The 19204-nt window shown below is 62.9% G+C and carries 21 protein-coding genes; 19 read left to right on the top strand and 2 right to left on the bottom strand.

All coding sequences use genetic code 11. The features are described 5' to 3' along the window. The first annotated feature begins 60 nt into the window (after nt 1-60). The 18 genes from rpmF (at nt 61) to AC3DEZ_RS07535 (ending at nt 16800) form a co-directional block, all read left to right on the top strand. Nucleotides 61-255 (top strand): 50S ribosomal protein L32, encoded by a 195-nt coding sequence (gene rpmF, locus AC3DEZ_RS07620; protein WP_097119893.1) that lies wholly within the window; start codon nt 61-63, stop codon nt 253-255. Nucleotides 256-345: 90 nt separating this feature from the next. After that, complete coding sequence (locus AC3DEZ_RS07615; RefSeq protein WP_447102709.1) at nt 346-1338, top strand: beta-ketoacyl-ACP synthase III; 993 nt, start codon at nt 346-348, stop codon at nt 1336-1338. 353 nt (nt 1339-1691) lie between these two features. After that, nucleotides 1692-2636 carry an ACP S-malonyltransferase gene (gene fabD / locus AC3DEZ_RS07610; protein WP_488387675.1) on the top strand — a complete coding sequence of 315 codons (945 nt, stop codon included), beginning with the start codon at nt 1692-1694 and terminating at the stop codon, nt 2634-2636. Between the two features lie 63 nt (nt 2637-2699). After that, nucleotides 2700-3443, top strand: a complete 744-nt coding sequence (gene fabG / locus AC3DEZ_RS07605; protein ID WP_447102707.1) for a 3-oxoacyl-ACP reductase FabG — start codon at nt 2700-2702, stop codon at nt 3441-3443. A gap of 147 nt (nt 3444-3590) precedes the next feature. After that, nucleotides 3591-3830, top strand: coding sequence for an acyl carrier protein (acpP, locus tag AC3DEZ_RS07600; protein ID WP_093297108.1), 240 nt, complete (start codon nt 3591-3593; stop codon nt 3828-3830). A gap of 119 nt (nt 3831-3949) precedes the next feature. Continuing rightward, complete coding sequence (gene fabF / locus AC3DEZ_RS07595; protein WP_488387674.1) at nt 3950-5188, top strand: beta-ketoacyl-ACP synthase II; 1239 nt, start codon at nt 3950-3952, stop codon at nt 5186-5188. A gap of 273 nt (nt 5189-5461) precedes the next feature. Continuing rightward, nucleotides 5462-6826, top strand: a complete 1365-nt coding sequence (locus AC3DEZ_RS07590; RefSeq protein ID WP_488387673.1) for an aminodeoxychorismate synthase component I — start codon at nt 5462-5464, stop codon at nt 6824-6826. A 363-nt stretch (nt 6827-7189) separates the two neighbouring features. Beyond that, nucleotides 7190-8254, top strand: coding sequence for an endolytic transglycosylase MltG (mltG, locus tag AC3DEZ_RS07585; protein WP_488387672.1), 1065 nt, complete (start codon nt 7190-7192; stop codon nt 8252-8254). After that, nucleotides 8251-8907, top strand: coding sequence for a dTMP kinase (tmk, locus tag AC3DEZ_RS07580; RefSeq protein WP_488387671.1), 657 nt, complete (start codon nt 8251-8253; stop codon nt 8905-8907). Before mltG ends, tmk begins: the two co-directional genes overlap by 4 nt. Before the next feature lie 18 nt (nt 8908-8925). Further along, nucleotides 8926-9888, top strand: a complete 963-nt coding sequence (locus AC3DEZ_RS07575) for a DNA polymerase III subunit delta' (RefSeq protein WP_488387670.1) — start codon at nt 8926-8928, stop codon at nt 9886-9888. A gap of 25 nt (nt 9889-9913) precedes the next feature. Next, nucleotides 9914-10273: a PilZ domain-containing protein gene (locus AC3DEZ_RS07570; RefSeq protein WP_141456310.1), complete on the top strand. Its 360-nt coding sequence runs from the start codon at nt 9914-9916 to the stop codon at nt 10271-10273. A gap of 188 nt (nt 10274-10461) precedes the next feature. Further along, the gene (locus AC3DEZ_RS07565) at nt 10462-11694 is read left to right on the top strand and encodes an SIR2 family protein (RefSeq protein ID WP_488387669.1); all 1233 of its coding nucleotides are present in this window, start codon (nt 10462-10464) and stop codon (nt 11692-11694) included. Beyond that, nucleotides 11691-13565 carry an ATP-binding protein gene (locus tag AC3DEZ_RS07560; RefSeq protein WP_488387668.1) on the top strand — a complete coding sequence of 625 codons (1875 nt, stop codon included), beginning with the start codon at nt 11691-11693 and terminating at the stop codon, nt 13563-13565. Before AC3DEZ_RS07565 ends, AC3DEZ_RS07560 begins: the two co-directional genes overlap by 4 nt. Before the next feature lie 3 nt (nt 13566-13568). Next, nucleotides 13569-13778: a KTSC domain-containing protein gene (locus AC3DEZ_RS07555; RefSeq protein WP_488387667.1), complete on the top strand. Its 210-nt coding sequence runs from the start codon at nt 13569-13571 to the stop codon at nt 13776-13778. 285 nt (nt 13779-14063) lie between these two features. Next, the gene (locus AC3DEZ_RS07550) at nt 14064-14336 is read left to right on the top strand and encodes a hypothetical protein (protein ID WP_488387666.1); all 273 of its coding nucleotides are present in this window, start codon (nt 14064-14066) and stop codon (nt 14334-14336) included. Nucleotides 14337-14654: 318 nt separating this feature from the next. Further along, nucleotides 14655-15431: a hypothetical protein gene (locus AC3DEZ_RS07545; RefSeq protein ID WP_488387665.1), complete on the top strand. Its 777-nt coding sequence runs from the start codon at nt 14655-14657 to the stop codon at nt 15429-15431. After that, on the top strand, nt 15421-16137 hold the full coding sequence (locus tag AC3DEZ_RS07540) for a hypothetical protein (protein WP_488387664.1): 717 nt from the start codon (nt 15421-15423) through the stop codon (nt 16135-16137). Before AC3DEZ_RS07545 ends, AC3DEZ_RS07540 begins: the two co-directional genes overlap by 11 nt. Before the next feature lie 468 nt (nt 16138-16605). Then, nucleotides 16606-16800: a hypothetical protein gene (locus AC3DEZ_RS07535; RefSeq protein ID WP_488387663.1), complete on the top strand. Its 195-nt coding sequence runs from the start codon at nt 16606-16608 to the stop codon at nt 16798-16800. Between the two features lie 42 nt (nt 16801-16842). Here AC3DEZ_RS07535 and AC3DEZ_RS07530 read toward each other — a convergent pair whose 3' ends face one another. Further along, entirely contained in the window at nt 16843-17916 is a 1074-nt protein-coding gene (locus AC3DEZ_RS07530; protein WP_488387662.1) for a serine hydrolase domain-containing protein, read from the bottom strand. A 210-nt stretch (nt 17917-18126) separates the two neighbouring features. After that, nucleotides 18127-18828: an arsenical resistance protein ArsH gene (gene arsH / locus AC3DEZ_RS07525; protein WP_488387661.1), complete on the bottom strand. Its 702-nt coding sequence runs from the start codon at nt 18826-18828 to the stop codon at nt 18127-18129. A 38-nt stretch (nt 18829-18866) separates the two neighbouring features. Here arsH and AC3DEZ_RS07520 point away from each other — a divergent pair, with 38 nt between their 5' ends. Continuing rightward, nucleotides 18867-19193, top strand: a complete 327-nt coding sequence (locus AC3DEZ_RS07520; RefSeq protein WP_488387660.1) for an ArsR/SmtB family transcription factor — start codon at nt 18867-18869, stop codon at nt 19191-19193. Nucleotides 19194-19204 lie beyond the last annotated feature (11 nt).

The raw sequence follows: 19204 nt of genomic DNA, 5'->3' as shown, positions 1-19204 counted from the left end.
TCGGCGGTCTGGCACTACGAATCGCAGATTCATTTCAAGGTTTATAGCTGGAGCAATCCCATGGCTGTGCAGAAATCCCGAGTCACCCCGTCCCGCCGTGGTCAGCGCCGTTCGCACGACGCCCTGACCGCCAAGCAGCTGTCCACCGATCCGACTTCCGGTGAGACTCACCTGCGTCACCACGTGACCGCCGACGGTTACTACCGCGGCAAGAAGGTCATCGCGACCAAGACCTCGGCCGTCGAAGAAGATTGATGCGCCCCCGGCGCGTCCGCCCAGCGGACGCGCCCGCCATCATCGTCGTGGTATCCAGGGCCCCGTTGCGGGCCAGCAACGGGAGCAGGCATGAGCCAGCAATCCAACGGGCGTATTTACGCGCGTATCGCCGGAACCGGCAGCTACCTGCCTGAAAAGGTGCTGACCAACGACGACCTGGCCAAGATGGTCGACACCAGCGACGAATGGATTCAAAGCCGCACCGGCATCCGCGAGCGCCACATCGCCGCGGAAGGCCAGACCGCGGGCGATCTCGGCTACCAGGCCGCCCTGCGCGCGCTGGAAGCCGCCGGCGTCGACCCCTCCGAAATCGACATGATCGTGGTGGGCACCACCACCCCCGATCTGATCTTCCCGTCCACCGCCTGCCTCATCCAGGCCCGCCTGGGCGCCGAAGGCTGCGCCGCGATGGACGTCAACGCCGCCTGCTCGGGCTTCCTGTACGCCTTGAGCGTGGCCGACAAGTTCATCCGTTCCGGTGACGTCAAGACCGCCCTGGTCATCGGCACCGAAACCCTCAGCCGCATCGTCGACTGGACCGAGCGCACCACCTGCGTGCTGTTCGGCGACGGCGCCGGCGCCGCCGTGCTCAAGGCCGACACCGAGACCGGCATCATCAGCACCCACCTGCATGCCGACGGCAGCAAGAAGGAACTGCTGTGGAACCCGGTCGGCGTGTCCGCCGGCTTCGACGAGAGCGCGCCGAACAACGGCAGCCGCATCCACATGAAGGGCAACGACGTGTTCAAGTACGCCGTCAAGGCGCTGGACTCGGTCGTGGACGAAACCCTGGAAGCCAACGGCCTGGACAAGCGCGATCTGGACTGGCTGATTCCGCACCAGGCCAACCTGCGCATCATCGAGGCGACCGCGCGCCGCCTGGAGATGTCGATGGACAATGTCATCGTCACCGTCGACAAGCACGGCAACACTTCCTCCGGCTCGGTGCCACTGGCGCTGGACGAAGCGATTCGTTCCGGTCGCGTGCAGCGCGGTCAGCTGGTGCTGCTGGAAGCCTTCGGCGGTGGTTTCACCTGGGGCTCGGCGCTGCTGCGTTATTGAACGCAAGCGACGTCCCCCGTTCCGCAGTATCGCAAGGGCGCTCTTGGGAGCGCCTTTTGCTTTTGGAGAAGAGGCAACCCGCCGCGCGTGGAAACACCGCGTCATCGCGCATCCTGCCGCGCGTGTTGCCCATCGATGAATTCGCCATCGTTGCAGGCCGGCGAGGTGACTACATCGAGTGGCGTCATCGGGGCGTGGCGGGTTCGCGCAGGAAGCTCGCGACTGAAGCGAGGCGTATGGGGGCGATGGTTCCGGAGGCGCGGGGCCGGGGCGCGCAATACGCCTGGGTACAGACAATCCGGCGCTTTCGCACGTATCATCCCCGCTCGTTTTTTTTCACCGGATCCCCCCGCGTGACTTCCACCCCGCTCGCATTCGTTTTCCCCGGCCAGGGCTCGCAGTCGCTCGGCATGCTGGCCGAACTGTCGGAACTGAATCCGATCGTGCGCGAAGCGTTCGCCGAAGCCTCCGATGGCGCCGGCGTGGATCTGTGGGCGCTCTCGCAGGGCGGCCCGGAAGAGATGCTCAACCGCACCGAATACACCCAGCCGGCGCTGCTCGCCGCGGGCGTGGCGGTGTGGCGCGCGTGGCAGCAGCAGGGCGGCGCCAAGCCGGCCGTGCTCGCCGGCCACAGCCTGGGTGAATACACCGCGCTGGTCGCCGCCGGCGCGCTGACGCTGCGCGACGGCGCGCACCTGGTGCGCCTGCGTGGCCAGCTGATGCAGGAAGCCGCCCCCCAGGGTGTCGGCGCGATGGCCGCCGTGCTAGGCGCCGAGGACGCCGTGGTCGCCGAAGTCTGCGAACAGGCCTCCGATTCGCGCGTGGTCGTGCCGGCCAACTACAACTCGCCCGGACAGATCGTGATCGGCGGCGATACCGAAGCCGTGGATCGCGCCATCGCCCTGCTGGGCGAGCGTGGCGTGCGCAAGGTGGTCAAGCTGGCCGTCAGCGTTCCCTCGCACACCCCGCTGATGCGCGAAGCCGCCAACCGCCTGGCCGATGTCATGGCCGGCCTGAGCTGGCACACCCCGGCGCTGCCGGTGGTGCAGAATGTCGACGCGCGGGTGCATGCGGATCTGGACGGCCTGCGCGATGCGCTGGTGCGCCAGCTGTACCTGCCGGTGCGCTGGACCGAATGCGTCCAGGCGCTGGCCGGGCAGGGCGTCACCCGGGTCGCCGAATGCGGCCCCGGCAAGGTGCTGACCGGTCTGGTCAAGCGCATCGACAAGGCGCTGGACGCGCGCGCTATCGGCGGCGTCGGCGACTTCCAGGCCGCGCTGGCGGACTGGGCCGCCTGAGTCCCGCCGTACCATCCTTCCGGCGCGCGCTCCGCGCGTGCCCCTGATTCCGAGGACCCCGCAATGAGCAAACCCCTGCAAGGCGAAATCGCCCTCGTCACCGGCGCCAGCCGCGGCATCGGCGCGGCCATCGCCGATGAGCTCGCCGCCCAGGGCGCGACCGTCATCGGCACCGCCACCACCGCCGGCGGCGCGCAGGCCATCGGCGAACGCCTGGCCGACCGCGGCGGCCACGGCCGCGAGCTCAACGTCACCGACGCGGCCGCCGTCGAGGCGCTGATCGACGACATCGCCAAGCAGTTCGGTCCGGTCTCGATCCTGGTCAACAATGCAGGCATCACCCGCGACAACCTGCTGATGCGCATGAAAGACGAGGACTGGCAGGCCATCCTCGACACCAACCTCACCAGCGTCTACCGCACTTCCAAGGCGGTGATGCGCGGCATGATGAAGGCGCGCAAGGGCCGCATCGTCAACATTGCCTCGGTCATCGGCGTCACCGGCAACGCGGGGCAGGCCAACTACGCTGCCGCCAAGGCCGGCATCATTGCCTTCTCCAAGTCGCTGGCCAAGGAAATCGGCAGCCGCGGCGTGACCGTGAATGTCGTCGCGCCCGGCTTCATCGACACCGACATGACCAAGTCGCTGCCGGAAGACGCCAAGAACGCCATGCTCGGCCAGATCGCGCTGGGACGCTTCGGCGAACCGGCCGACATCGCCCGCGCGGTCGCGTTCCTGGCCGGCCCCTCGGCCGGCTACATCACCGGCGAGACCTTGCACGTCAACGGCGGCATGTACATGCCGTAACAAAAAATAGCGGTAAGTGGTTGATTTGGTGACGGATCCGGGCATCTGCCCGCCGCCGCCGGTTTCCACTACACTATGCACCGGTTTGCCATCGCCAAGCGTGGCAATATCAACTAGTCACCCAATCTCCGTCTGGAGCGATATCCAATGAGCAGCATCGAAGAACGCGTCAAGAAAATCGTCGTCGAACAACTCGGCGTGAAGGAAGAAGAAGTCACCAACAGCGCATCGTTCGTCGATGACCTGGGCGCCGACTCGCTGGACACCGTTGAACTGGTGATGGCGCTGGAAGAAGAGTTCGAGTGCGAAATTCCGGACGAAGAAGCCGAGAAGATCACTTCGGTGCAGCAGGCCATCGACTACGTCAAGGCCCACGTCAAGGCGTAAGCCCGGCGTTCTGAAGTCTTCGTGTCGGGGCCGCGCATGCGGCCCCGCGCGTGTCCGGGGTCGCACCGCCCGGCAAGCAAAACGGGCGTACCGAAACAAATGCATTTGAGGAGCGTGTTATGAGCCGGCGTCGCGTCGTCATTACGGGAATGGGTTTGGTGTCGCCGCTGGGCAACGACATGGCCACCAGTTGGGACGGCATCGTCAACGGCCGTTCCGGCATCGGTCCGGTCACCTCGTTCGATGTCTCCGCCTACACCACCCAGATCGCGGGTGAAATCCGCGACTTCGATCCCACCACCTTCGTCTCCCCCAAGGATGCGAAGAAGATGGATCCGTTCATCCACTACGGCATCGCCGCCTCGTTCATGGCGCTGGACGATTCCGGACTGGAGATCACCGAAGCCAACGGCGAGCGCATCGGCGCCATCATCGGCTCGGGCATCGGCGGCATCCACGGCATCGAGGAACAGACCATCAAGCTGCACGAAGGCGGCCCGCGCAAGGTCTCGCCGTTCTACGTGCCCAGCACCATCATCAACATGCTGCCCGGCCAGCTCTCGATCCTGAAGGGCATCAAGGGCCCCAGCTTCTCCGTCGTCTCGGCCTGCGCCACCTCCAACCATTCCATCGGCGTGGCCATGCGCGCCATCCAGTACGGCGATGCCGACGTGATGGTGGCCGGCGGCGCCGAACTCGGCTCCTCGCCGACCTCCATGGCCGGCTTCTGCACCATGAAGGCCATGTCCACCCGCAACGACGATCCCACCCGCGCCTCGCGCCCATGGGATCGCGATCGCGACGGCTTCGTGCTGGGCGACGGCGCGGGCGTGCTGATCCTGGAAGAGTACGAACACGCCAAGGCGCGCGGCGCGCGCATCTACGCGGAACTGGCCGGCTTCGGCGCCAGCTCCGACGCCCACCACATGACCGCCCCCAGCGAAAACGGCGAAGGTCCGGCCCGCTGCCTGGTCGCGGCCATGAAGGACGCCGGCATCACCGCCGAACAGGTCGAATACCTCAACGCGCACGGCACCTCCACCCCGCAGGGCGATCTGGCCGAAACCCTGGCCATCAAGCGCGCGCTGGGCGACCACGCGTACAAGATCATGGTCAGCTCCACCAAGTCGATGACCGGCCACCTGCTGGGCGCGGCCGGCGGCGCGGAGGCCATCTTCTCCGTGCTGGCGATCCACCACGGCATCATTCCGCCGACCATCAACCTGGACAACCCGAGCGAAGGCTGCGATCTGGACTACGTCCCGCACACCGCGCGCGCGAAGAAGATCGACATCGCCGTTTCCAATGGTTTCGGCTTCGGCGGAACGAACGGCACGCTGGTGTTCAAGCGCATCTGACCCCGGGCGACATCACGCGACACACGAACCCCTCGCTGGAAGGCGAGGGGTTTTTGTTTGCTCTCTAGGAAAAGCGCCCCATCCGCCCTCCGGGCACCTTCCCCCGCAGGCGGGGGAAGGGCCATGTATCAACACCTCTTTGAGTCCAGACGAAAGTTCCTTCCCCCGCACAGCGGGGGAAGGTGCCCGAAGGGCGGATGGGGGCAAGCCCGCAATGCCTCCCTCCACCACATCCGGCACAATGCACCCTGCTTCCCCGCGCCCTGCAAGACCATGATCGAAACCCGCGCGCTATCCCCCGACACCGATCTGCTGGCCCTGCACCGGCGCGATCCCGCGCGCTATCCGGTGCTGCTGGAATCGGTCGCTTCCGGCACCGTGCAGGGCCGCTGGGACATGCTGCTGATGGCCGCCGAAGGCGAGGGCTTCACCCTGCATCACGACGGCCGCGTGCGCGATCTGCGCGGCGCGCAACAGGACACCGGCTTCCTCGACACCCTCGACGCCCACTGGCAAGCCGCGCGCCTCGATCGTGAAGAACCGCGCTGGCCGTTCCGTGGCGGCTGGGCGCTGCTGCTGGCCTACGAACTGGCCGGCGAAGTCGAGTCCGTCCTGCAACTGCCCCCGCGCGACGACGACGCGCGCATGCCGATCGCCATTGCCCTGCGTTGCCCCGCCGCCATCCTGCGCGATCGCGGTACCGGCGACTGTGTGGCCATCGCCGAACGGGGCCACGCCGCGCTGCTCGAACACATCGCCGCCGACCTCGCTTCACCCGCACCGGAACCGCCCGCCTGGCACCCGCCGCTGCGCATCGACGAAGACGCCCCCGAACGCTTCACCGACGGTGTCGTCCGCATCCTCGACTACCTCGCCGCCGGCGACGTCTTCCAGGTCAATCTCTCGCGCGCCTGGAAGGCCTGGTTCGACGGCATCCTGGAACCGTCCGCGCTGTACGCGCGCCTGCGCACCGCCAATCCCGCACCCTTCGCCGGCCTGTTCGCGGGGCAGGGCTGGGCGGTGGTCAGTTCCTCGCCCGAACGCCTCGTGTCCGTGCGCGGCGACGTGGTCGAAACCCGCCCCATCGCCGGTACCCGCCCGCGCTTTCCCGGCGACGATGACGCCGCCCGCATCCGCGAACTCGTCGGTCATCCCAAGGAACGCGCCGAGCACGTCATGCTCATCGATCTGGAACGCAACGACCTGGGCCGCGTCTGCCTGCCCGGCAGCGTGCAGGTCGACGAACTGATGACGGTCGAAAGCTACGCCCACGTCCACCACATCGTCAGCAACGTGCGCGGCCACCTCAAACCCGACGCGACACCCGGCCAGGTCATCCGCGCCACCTTCCCCGGCGGCACCATCACCGGCTGTCCCAAGGTGCGCTGCATGCAGATCATCGCCGAGCTGGAACAGGTCGCCCGCGGCGCCTACACCGGCGCCTTCGGCTGGCTCAACCGCGACGGCGACCTGGACCTCAACATCCTCATCCGCAGCGCCGAAGTCCTCCCGCGCGAGGGCGGCACCGAAGTCCGCTTCCGCACCGGCGCCGGCATCGTCGCCGACTCCATCCCCGACCGCGAACTCGACGAAACCCGCGCCAAGGCCCGCGGCGTCCTCAAAGCCCTCGAAGCCTGACCGACTCCGTTCTCCGCTTTGGCGGGAAGGGACCAGCGTTGGGACTTTTGGCCGTCATTCCGGCGGAAGCCGGTAGGTGGGGCGGGCGCGGAGCGTGCCCCCGTCCGCCCTTCGGGCACCTTCCCCCGCTTTTGCGGGGGAAGGGGGGCGTCTCGGGATTTGGGGTCGTCATTTCGGCGGAAGCCGGCGTGACGATCCTGGATATCCGCAAAGAAAACTCCCTTCCCCCCCAACGCGGGGGAAGGTGCCCGAAGGGCGGATGGGGGCGCTCTTCCCACAGCCCCCAACCCCACCTGTCAACCCATCGCCCCCTTAACACCGAGCGGTTATCCTCCCCAGCTTCCGTCCCATTCCGAGACCTACGTGGCTTCAGGTTGCAAACGCGGGTGCCGCAACATCGTCATCGTCCTGATTCTGCTGCTGGCCGCGGCCGCCGGCGGCGCCTGGCTGTACCAGCGCTACCACGGCTTCGCCGATGACCCGCTCACCGGCCTGAAGGGCGATCAGGTCATCGAAGTCGCCAGCGGCGACGCCTTCGGCACCGTCCTGCGCAAGCTGCGCGCCCAGGGCGTCAACGACGGCCAGAACATCGAATGGCAACTGCTCGCCCGCGAACTCGATGTCGCCGGCAAGCTCAAGGTCGGCGAATACGCCCTGCAACCCGGCACCACCCCGCGCGACCTGCTCACCCGCATGCGCGACGGCAAGACCGTGCAGTACCGCTTCACCCTCGTGGAAGGCTGGAACATCCGCCAACTGCGCAACGCGCTGAAAGCCGCCACCCCGCTCAAGCAGGAAACCAGCCAACTCGACGATGCCGCGCTGATGAAGGCGCTCGGCCACGCCGGCCAGCACCCCGAAGGCCGCTTCCTGCCCGAGACCTACGTCTACACCCGCCGCGAAACCGACCTCGACGTGCTCAAGCGCGCCTACGCCGCCATGGACAAGGCGCTCGCCAGCGCCTGGGCCGAACGCGACCCGCAGGCGCCGCTGGCCTCGCCGGAGGAAGCGCTCATCCTCGCCTCCATCGTCGAAAAGGAAACCGGCATCGCCTCCGAGCGTCCCGCCATCGCCGGCGTGTTCGCCCGCCGCCTGAAAATCGGCATGCGCCTGCAGACCGATCCCACCGTCATCTACGGCCTGGGCAGCGGCTACGACGGCAACATCCGCAAACGCGACCTGCTGGCCGACACGCCCTACAACACCTACACCCGCACCGGTCTGCCGCCCACGCCCATCGCCATGCCCGGCGTGGACGCACTGCGCGCGGCGGTCAAGCCCGAGGCCGGCGACGCGCTGTACTTCGTCGCCGTCGGCGACGGCAGCGGCAAGCACGTGTTCTCCGCCTCGCTGGACCAGCACAACGCCGCCGTCGCCCGTTACCTCGTCACCCGCCGGGAAACCCTCGACAAGGCGGCCAAGCAATGACCCGGTCCGTCCTCAGCCATCCGCACTTCATCAGCCTGGAAGGCGGCGAGGGCGCCGGCAAGACCAGCGCCATCACCGCCCTGCGCGATCTGCTGCAGGCGCGCGGCCACGAAGTCGTGCTCACCCGCGAACCCGGCGGCACCCCGCTGGCCGAGCGCATCCGCGAACTCGTCCTCAACCCGCAGAACGAACCGCTGCACGCCGACACCGAACTGCTGCTCGTGTTCGCTGCCCGCGCCCAGCACGTGCGCCAGGTCATCCGCCCGGCGCTGCAACGCGGCGCGTTCGTGGTGAGCGATCGCTTCACCGACTCCAGCTACGCCTACCAGGGCGCCGGCCGCGGCCTGGACGCGCGCTGGATCGCCGAACTGGAACGCCAGGCCGTCGGCATCAAGCCCGGCCTTACCCTGCTGCTGGATCTGGACGTGCGCGAAGGCCGCGCCCGCGCCGCCGGCCGCGACCTCTGGCCCGATCGCATCGAGAGCGAGCAGGACGACTTCTTCGAACGCGTGCGCCACGGCTTCCGCCAGCGCGCCGCCGAGGAACCGCAGCGCTTCCGCCTGATCGACGCCAGCCAGACCCCGGCCCAGGTCGGCGCCGCCGTGCGCGACGCCCTCTGGCAGTGGCTGGAAACCCTAGAAACCCTGGAATGATGTGGAAGTGACCCCGGCATGACCGAGTTTTCCCCCTGGCAGCAACGCGCCTACGATCACGCCGTCGCCGCGCTGGACGGAGGCCGCATGGGCCACGGCCTGCTCATCTGCGGACCGGCCGGACTGGGCAAGCGCGCCGTCGCCGAGCGGCTGGCCTTGCACGTGTTGTCCGGTGGCAACGCCGCCCACGCCCAACGCACCGCCGCGCTGATGGCCGCCGGCACCCATCCGGATTTGCAGGTGGTGTCCTTTGGCTTGACCAAGGACGGCAGCAAGCTGCGCACCGAGATTGTCATCGACCAGATTCGCGAGCTCTCCCGCAAGCTCGCGCTCACCCCGCAATACGGCACCGCCCAGGTCGCCCTCATCGACCCGGCCGACGCCATCAACCGCTCGGCCTGCAACGCCCTGCTCAAGACCCTGGAAGAACCCGCGCCCGGCCGCTACCTGTGGCTGCTCAGCGCCCAGCCCGCGCGCCTGCCGGCCACCATCCGCAGCCGCTGCCAGCGGCTGGAATTCCGCCTGCCGCCGCGTGCCGAAGCACTGGCGTGGCTGCAAGGGCAGGGGCACTCCGCAGCTGTCGCGCAGGAAGCCCTGGACGCCGCCCGCGGCCATCCCGGCCTGGCCGACCAATGGCTGCGCGAGGACGGCTTGGTCCTGCGCAAGCAGATCGCCAGCGACCTGGACAAGCTCGCCCGCGGCCAGCTGGGCGTGGTGGAAACCGCGCAGAAGTGGGCCAACGACGATCTGGCCGACGCCCGCCTGCGCCACGCCGCCGATCTGGCCCTGGCCCGCGCCAGCGACGCCGGCTTGACCGACACCGCCCGATTGACCAAGCTGGCCGCGTGGTTCGACGCCGCCAACCGGACAAGGGATTTGCTGCGTACCACCGTCCGGGGGGATCTGGCGGTGGCCGAACTGCTGCTGCTGTGGACGCGACAGATGGGCGAACCGCGCCCCACCCGCGCCGCACGCGGCTGACGTCACAAGGAGCAAGGGGACACCGATGAACACACCCGCCGCCACCGGTCGCCAGGGCATCCTGTCGCTCGCCGTCAAGGACAAGGCCGCCCTCTACAACGCCTACATGCCCTTCATGAAGGGCGGCGGCATCTTCGTCCCCACGCCCAAGCGCTACTTCCTGGGCGACGAAGTCTTCCTCCTGCTCACCCTCCCCGAATCCACCGAACGCCTGCCCGTCGCGGGCAAGGTGGTGTGGGTGACCCCCGCCGGCGCCCAGGGCGCCCGCACCGCCGGCATCGGCGTGCAATTCCCGGACAACAGTGATGGCGAAGCCATCAAGAACCGCATCGAGACCATTCTAGCCGGCACGCTGAACGCGGATAAGCCGACGCATACGATGTAGCAAGGAACGCAATTAGTCGCTTAAGGAGGGCGACAGAACTGAGCATAGGAGAATCTGCGACGACCACCAGTCCTCTTTGAGAGCTGGTGTCGTCTGCATTAACTGCGTTCAAGCAAAGTGATATCTCCAATTGGCCGAAACGTGCAGAGAATGTCCTGAATGCGCAATGGAAAATCTGAGGAAAGGGAATGGCAGATTTCGCAAATACCAATCAACTGATACGGCAGCTATCTAGCATTCTTAGTATAGAGAAGCTTCCCGTTGGGTTCTTTGTCGGCGCAGGATGCCCCGTATCGATACGGGTTCCAATCGTAGTAAACGAGAGCGATGAGATGGGAGTCGGGCCCCTCATTCCCGATGTTGCCGGTCTAACAAACATTGTTAAGACTGAACTGGCGGGTGTAGAGGAAGTAAAAGATTCCTTTGCCAAGGTTATGAAATCTATCGAGGAAGATGGAAAAAAAGATCCCAACATAGAAGTCATCTTGGGGTTTGTGCGAACACTAGCCGCCGCCGCCGGAAACGGAGAGGCAAGGGGTCTTACGAAGGAGCAATTAGCTGGAATCGATAGGAGAATTTGTGAGTCAATCTCCGATAAAGTTAGTAAGAAGCTCCCGGAATCAGAAAGCGCCTATCAAAATCTTGCCTCATTCATTGAGCCAAGACGAAGTTGTGCAACAGAAATTTTTACGACGAATTATGATCTTCTTATGGAGCAGGCCTTGGAAAGGGCGGGAGTTCCATATTTTGATGGATTCGTAGGAAGTCATGAGCCTTTTTTTGATTTGGTTGCGATAGACCAGGATTTGCTTCCTTCACGCTGGGCGAGGCTTTGGAAGCTCCACGGGTCAATAAACTGGCGAAAAAATGAGGAGACTAAAAGGGTTTGCAGAACCATGTCTCCAGATTCTGGTGTCGAATTACTCATACACCCATCTCATCACAAGTACGACGATAGTCGTCGAATGCCGTATTTCGCATTGATAGACAAGCTAAAGGCATTTCTTAGGAATGATGGGAAGCCTGTCGCATTGTTCCTTCACGGGTTCTCTTTCTCGGATGAGCATTTGAATGCTGTTCTGGAGGAGGGTATGAGGGCAAACCCACAAGCCGCTTGCTTTGCTATCCAGTACGCTGCTCTTGATTCATATCCGGATGCAGTAAAGCTGGCAAATCGTTGCCCAAATCTGACCGTTTACGCGCGGGACGCGGAGTACTCTAAAGGGCAGAGAAAGACTTGGATGATATCCCCATCCCCGCAGAATTTTTCGCTCAAAGATATCTTCTCTTGGGATCAGGATGCGCTTGAGAAGACGGGTGGGGATGTGGTGGCTGCTCTAGAACTAGGGGATTTCAAGAAGTTCGGATCGTTCCTAAAGTCGCTTTCTGGCGTCGAACCTGAAATGGACAAGACGAAATGAATCGGGATGCAACGGCTCTTGGGCGTGTCGCCGATGTTGCAGGATCTACCGTAAGGGTAAGACTATTTCGCTCGACATCATCTGGCCTTAGCTTCATAGAAGGAAAGCCCTACCGAATTGGACAAATAGGTGGTTTTGTTAGAATTCCTTTGGGGTATGTAGACCTTTACGGAGTTGTGTCCAGCGTCGGTGCAAGTGCGGTTCCAGACAAGCTGGCTAACGAAGATGCGGATTCAAAATGGATGGAGGTGCAACTAGTAGGGGACGGAACTCCGCGAGAAGGATTTCAGCGGGGCGTATCCCAGCATCCAACGGTAGGTGATGTTGTTCATCTGGTTACGGAGAATGATCTAAAGATTCTGTATGGAAGGCCGGCGGATCCGGCATATGCAAGAATAGGATCTCTCGCGGGCTCGGAAACGATTCCTGCATTGGTGGACGTCAACAAACTCGTCAACAGGCACTGTGCGGTAGTTGGGACAACTGGTTCGGGTAAATCAACCACTGTCGCCGGCCTTCTATCGATACTTTCCGATCCTGAGAAGTATCAGTCATCCAGGATATTCGTGGTCGATGTACACGGAGAATATTCGAGGGCGCTTGCAGATCGAGGGAAAGTATTTCGGGTTGGAGCTGAAGAAGGACAGAGTGAACTTAGCATTCCTTACTGGGCATTGAGCTTTGATGAGCTCTGTGCTGCTGTCTTCGGTCAAGTAGACGAGCCAAGACACAGGGCTCTTTTAGTAGACAAGGTCGTAGACCTTAAGAGGCAGGCAAGTGCTGGTAAAGATGGTTTTCCAACGGAAGACCAAATTACCGCAGATACCCCCGTTCCGTTCAGCATACACAAGTTCTGGCTTGACCTTCATACAGAGGTCTATGCCACGCATGCGGTGAAATCCGGTGAAGTTCAGACCGATGAGAACATTGCCTACGTATCGAGTGCAAACGGGGTTCCCGTCCAAAAAGGCGATGCGATGGCGGGTATTCCTCCAAAGTTCCGCCCTGTGAAGGACGTCAAGGAGGATCCGGACAAGGTTAGATACCGGCAATCGCCATTCGGGGCTCTGTCAAAAGTGATTGATACGCTTGGTGCTAGATTGCGTGACAAGCGTATGGACTTTTTGCTGAGGCCGGGGGAATTTTGTCCGGACATAGAGGGGCATGCTGAGTCGGATCTGGATGTTTTACTTGAGAAATGGATTGGTCATGAGCAAGCAATAACAGTTCTTGACCTTTCAGGCACTCCGCCTCAGATCCAGTCGGAACTAGTTGGCGCACTGATTAGGTTGGTCTATGACGCTCTGTTCTGGTCTAGGAATCTCCCGGAAGGTGGGCGAGAAAGACCTGTCTTATTCGTCTTGGAAGAAGCGCATTCCTATCTTTCGGGGAGTTCTTCTGCGGTTGCCGTTAAGCGCATTGCAAAGGAAGGAAGAAAGTACGGTATATCAATGATGCTGGTTACACAGCGGCCGTCTGAAATAGATTCAACAATCTTGTCTCAGTGCGGGACAGTTTTCGCCATGAGACTAACAAATTCCTCTGATCGAGGGCACGTGAGTAGCGTGGTGAGCGACAACATGAGCGATCTGATGTCTATGCTACCAGTCCTCAGAACGGGCGAGGCGATTGTTGTAGGGGAAGCGGTTAACCTCCCTATGCGCGCACTTATTACACCCCCGCCGTTAAGTCGACGCCCGGAGAGCGGGGATCCCGTCGTTGCTGTTATGGTTACAGAGGAAGGTCCGATCGGTAATGCGGGATGGAACCAGCCAAGATTGAATGGGCGATATGATCTGGTCCTTCATGCTTGGCGTATGCAAGACGCAAAACTCATAAGCTTTAAGGCAGAGCAGATAAAAAAGGAGTGATGTATGGAACGGATGGCGGTTAGCTCAACCAATATAGCTTCAGTTGGGTACGATGAAGGGAGTCAAACACTTGAGATCGAGTTCGTCAGCGGGCAAGTATACGAATACTATGATGTGCCAGCTTCAGTGTATGCAGAATTCTTGGATGCTGGATCCTTGGGGAATTATCACCATGCGAATATCCGAGGAGTTTATAGATATCAGCGGATCTAACACTTGGGTGTGGTGATGTGAGTTTCAATGTTAGTCGACTCCAATCCCACCCTGTAGCAGACTCCTTCTCCGGAGTTTAGAAGCTCCTCTTACAGCGGAAGCCACCACCGAAACGCGGTGGCTTTTCCGTATTGCGTGTCACAATACGGGCCGACGCAAAGCTCTGCGTCGGGAGGGTGGCTAATACAACACCCGTCAGGGAAATACGCCCACCGTCTGTAAGCGGCTTCTAACCTCCCGACAACCACGCACATCCCGTGCGTGGAGAGCAGAAGGAGTGTTTGCATGAAAGGGAAGAAGAAGCCCGCCGCCGCCATCCCCGACGGGGACTGGGCCTACCTGTTCACCGAGGAAGCCGTGGCAAGCCTGCGCCGCATGCACGAACAGGTGCAGATGGCCGCCGTTCTGATCGCCCCGCGCAAGCACCTGGACGACGACCTCCACATCCCCGTCCACATCCTGCCCCTCACCGAACTGCTCTACGACCACGCCAGCCGCCTGCGCGAAGCCCTGCACGCCGCCCGCCGCATCCGACGCAAAGACCTCAATCCGCGCTGACGCAGCCCCGGACTGGCCGCGCCAACGCGTGGGCCGGCCAGTCCACCACGCGGCGCGCGCCGGCACCGGAACAGCGCCGCGCACGCACGGGCCGGATTCTCGCGCCGCCGAATGTTTCAGACGATTCCTATGGTGAGGGGCTTCTCCAGTAGGGCCACTTCGTACCCACTGTCTGTGTTGTCGAACCATTGCCGATGACCGTACTTGGCCATCGAGTCCAGCGACAAGACAGGTTGAGTGGAGCGCGCGCCTTGGGGGTCTTGATTCCAGGCACGCAGAAACGGCGAATCTCGAACAGGGGGCGGTATGAAGACTCCAATGGCGTTGGCCTTGCTGTTGCTCGTGGGCACCTATGCGGAATGCGCAATTGCGGGACAGACGTGTGTGACGGTTAGTGTGCAAGTGAAGGACCCGAAGACCGGTGATATGCAAATCTCCCAACAGCTTGTCTGCTGGGATAGTTCGGAGCCTGGGGGATGGGATGGCGGAAATCCCTTGTTCCCGGATCACCCGGAGAGAGGTCCGTACTGCAACAATCTCATGTTGAAAAAGCCCGAGAGCTGCCTGGGAGAGGAAGCGATAGTGGGGGCGCCCTTCGGAACGGGGCGATACCATCCGGGCTCCGGCTTGGCGGCCGCGATTTTCAACTCGACCAATAGCACCCTTGCGCTGCAAACGCGCACGCTGATATCCAATGCTCTTTCGGCTCATACTGCGTCTCTGGCGAGAGGCACGATCCCTGTCCAAACCGCAAACACCAATCTTCTCGGGGCGATGAGGTTGGCTTGCAGCTCTCAGGCCGCCCACGATGAACGAAATCCTCCACTGACGCCGTGGGTCGGAGGCATATCACCCGCCATGCGGGCCTGCTTGGGAATGCTGAGCCGTCTTAGTGGCGAAGCCGGCTTATCTTTTGGCGCGTTCTACCTGGACTGGTTGCATACGCTGGGAATAAATCTGGCGGACCTGAAAGTCCCCCAGACGTTGATCAATTGGTTGGCGCCCGAGAATTCGCTGCGGGTCAAGTATGAGCTCATCAATGGGCAGGTGAAATGCAACGCTTGGTATAAGGAGGTCGTCAGAAATGGCTGCTAACAAGAGAATTGCGATGTTGGTGGTGATGGCCTTTCTCGTCGGATCCGGCTACTGGTTTTTATTTCGCGGGTATGGCGAGCAGGCAGCGCCGACGGCCTCCTCGTTGGAGCAGGAATTCGAGCAAAAAATGACTGCACCATTGGAAGCCACCTCAAGAGTGGCAAGCGCCTCAATGCCGGCCGGATCTTCCAGTGTTTTCCTGCGCTACCAATGCCCGCCTGAAACGAAGGACTGCGAGCGCAATCCCAATGTGGCCTCCACTCCGGAGGAAGCCCAATGGTTGCTGACACACGGCTATCCCACGGTCAAACAGATTGAGGATCTCCGTACGCGTTCCACGGCGGACTACAGGGAGGAATACATGCGGACAGGCAGCAAGGTTGCCCAGTCGCTCTACGCGATGAGCTTGGCGCTGAATGGTCAGGCAAGAACCGCGATCGGCCTACTTTCTGACGGGGCGAAACAGGGAAACATCTACGCGTTTCATTTGCTGTCTGACATCTACCGCCTCACCGACGAGTTGGCCAACCTGACGACCAGCGCGGCTTACCTGCGTGCGGCCTACCTGGCAGGCGATTCCCGTGCGGCGGACCGATACGCCTACCAGTTCGGCATTCTTTCGCCACCGGAAAACCTGGTCGCCGACAAGGAGGCCTTCCAGCTTTTCAAGATCTTCGGGCGGGGACGCAACTATCTGCGTCCCTGACGGCGCATCAATGGGGACACGGGGTCACCACCTGCTTTCAAGAAAAAAAGCGTCACCGATGAGAAGGCGTGACCGTTGGATAGCGGTTGCCGCGACGGTTGTGGTGTAGTGGATGCTGTTCAATCTGCTGAGGTCGGTTGAACCCGCGGCGGGGCCAGGCATGGATTCCACGCCGTTGCGGGTGCGATACATCGCACGTGCGGAGCCACCGCCGCCCAGTCTTCGTACCGAAGTGCGGGTGATCCGGGCGTCCGCACAACAGGGCAGCATCCTTCTGTCCTGGTCAGACGCCTGCCTGATACGTCGGCGCGGCCGGAAACGGGCGAGGACATCGACACGACAGGGAAAGAGTCATTGACACCGCTCCGTCTTGAACTTTCGAGCGCACACGTTCCCGACTTTTCCCGGCAAGTCTTGAAAGGCGACACTCGCCTGGACCGCTTCGCCGCTCCTCCCGAGCGCATCCCCATGCGCAAACCCCTCACCGGCAAGGACGTCATCGAGGGTGCCGCCCAGATACTCGGCTTCTGGCCGCCGGGTTACACCACCGACCCCTGTCCTCGTATCCGTCGCAACATCGATGAGCTGAAGACGGATGCCAGCGCCGCTGGTCGCGAGCGTCTGGATCAGGAAATGGCGCGACAGGCGCGGTATTGCCCGTAGCCTTTCAGACTGGCCGCGCCAACGAGGGAATGGAACCATCCCTCACGGCGACGCCGGCTCCTCGTAGCTGGCGTCCAGCAGCGCGGTCGCCATGTCGCCGATGCGCATATGGTCGAAGCTGGTGTTGTTGGCGAGAATCACGCTGTGCCCGTCTTCCAGCACCCGCCAGGCGAGTACCCGGAACGCGCCGTTGGATCCGTATTCCCACGCCACCTGGCGCGGCTTTCCCGCCACCGGCAACGTCTTGACGCGACCGCCCAGCGCGTAGCTTTGCGCGGGCCGAACCACTTCCATCAACGTGACGACGCTGGCGGCGGACAGGACGCGATGGTCGAAGACCGCGTCCATCAGCCGTTGCAGGTCACCGATGCTGGTGTAGTAGCCGCCGGCCAGCATCATGAAATCGGGCACCGGATTGAGCCGGGGCGTCACGACCGGTTGCAACGCCGCATAGCCCACGGCCATGCCGGTGACGTTGATCGAGTCGCCGGAGAAGGTGCCGCTGTCACGCAGTGCCAGCGGGACGGTCAGCAGGGTTCGCACGAGCGCGGCATAGGGTTGCCCGCTGACGCGTTCGACAATCGCCTTGACGATCAGCCAGTTCGAGTGCGAATAGTCCCAGTCGGTCCCCGGCTCGAACGCCAGGTCGCCGCTGGCGTAGGTGCGTACCGCCGTAGCGTTGTCCAGTGACCGCTGTTTGAGCGAAGGGTCGCCCTTGACCGCGGCATCCCACTGGTTGGGCACGCCACTGGAATGGCTCATCAGCCAGCGCAGCGTGAGCTTGCGACCGGTATCGGGCCGGTAGTCCGGCAGATACGTGGTAATCGGCTCGTCCAGCGCCAGGCGCCCCTGTTCCACCATCCGCAGCGTCACGATGGCCGCGATCCACTTGGAAATCGAACCGGCCTCGAAGCGCGTCAGCGGCGTCATCGGCGTTCCGGCCTCCGCGTCCGCCGTGCCGAAGGTGCCGCTGTAGATTTCCTGGCCATCCCGCGTGACCAGCACGGTGCCGTTGAAGCCTTCCTCGCGGGCGAATTTCTCCGCGATTTCCTTGCATTTTCCGCAGTCGGCGCGGACTTGGCCGGGCAGAAGAAGGGTGAACAGGGCAACCGCCAAACCTGTCAGAACGCGGGGTGGAACACCGATGACGGACGAGGGCATGGGCGCGGCAAGGTGAGGAAGACTGGCATTGGATGCCGAGGGGGCGTCGAGGGTTTAAGAGCCCGTTGACGACCTTCGCCGCGTCAGTGTCGGAAAGGCCGGGTAGACGCATCGCGAGCCGGCCCGTCCGGCGCCATCCGGGTATGTCGGTGTCACCGCACGCCGCTACATGTTCCGGTTGATTTCCCGCACGTCCGGAACCGCACTCTTGCGTTCACTGTACCGATCGACCAGATAGTCGCTCCGGTCCCTGACCAGCAGGGTGAACTTCATCAGTTCCTCCATGACATCCACCACGCGGTCATGGAAGGGCGATGGCTTCATCCGACCGTCGTCGTCGAACTCCTGCCATGCCTTGGCGACCGAGGATTGATTGGGAATGGTCACCATGCGCATCCAGCGTCCCAGCACCCTCAGCGCATTGACCACGTTGAACGACTGCGAGCCGCCGCAGACCTGCATGACCGCAAGGGTCCGCCCCTGTGTGGGTCGAACGCTGCCATCCTCCAGCGGCAGCCAGTCGATCTGGTTCTTGAACACGCCGGTGATCGTGCCGTGGCGCTCCGGGGAGACCCAGACCTGTCCCTCCGACCATCGGGACAACTCGCGCAGTTCCCTGACCTTGGGATGGTCTTTCGCCACGCTGTCGAGCATCGGCAGGTCATGCGGATCAAAGACGCGGGTCTCGGCGCCGAGATGGCGCAGGATGCGTTCGGCTTCCAGGGCCAGCTTGCGGCTGAAGGATTGCGGCCGCAGGGAGCCATAGAGCAGCAGGATGCGTGGTGGGTGGCCTTGGGCCGCGCCCAGCAGCTCATGACGGGGAAGGGGCAGGAGGTGATGGGCGATGTGGGGGAGTTCGGAGGTCATGGCTTGTTCTGCCCTATTTATTCGATTATTCTAGAAATATGGAAACTAAACAAGCAATAGCCGCCCTGACCGCACTGGGGCACGCCTCGCGCCTTGCCGCGTATCGCCTGCTGGTGGAAGCCGGGCCGGCCGGCCGCATGGCGGGGGAGATCGCCGAGGCGCTGGCGATTCCGAACGCCACGCTGTCTTTCCATTTGAAGGAACTGGTCCAGGCGGGCCTGGCGGAAAGCGAGAACCGGGGCCGGAATGTCTGCTACCGGGCCAACTTCGACGCCATGAACGGGCTGGTCACCTATCTCACCCACAACTGCTGCGCCGGTTCGAATGACGATGCGTGCGCCCCTTCTCCCGGCTGCGATTGCTGATTCCAGAGGTC

Source organism: Pseudoxanthomonas sp. 134C1 (assembly GCF_057773065.1).
This window is presented reverse-complemented; position numbering and strand designations above follow the sequence as displayed.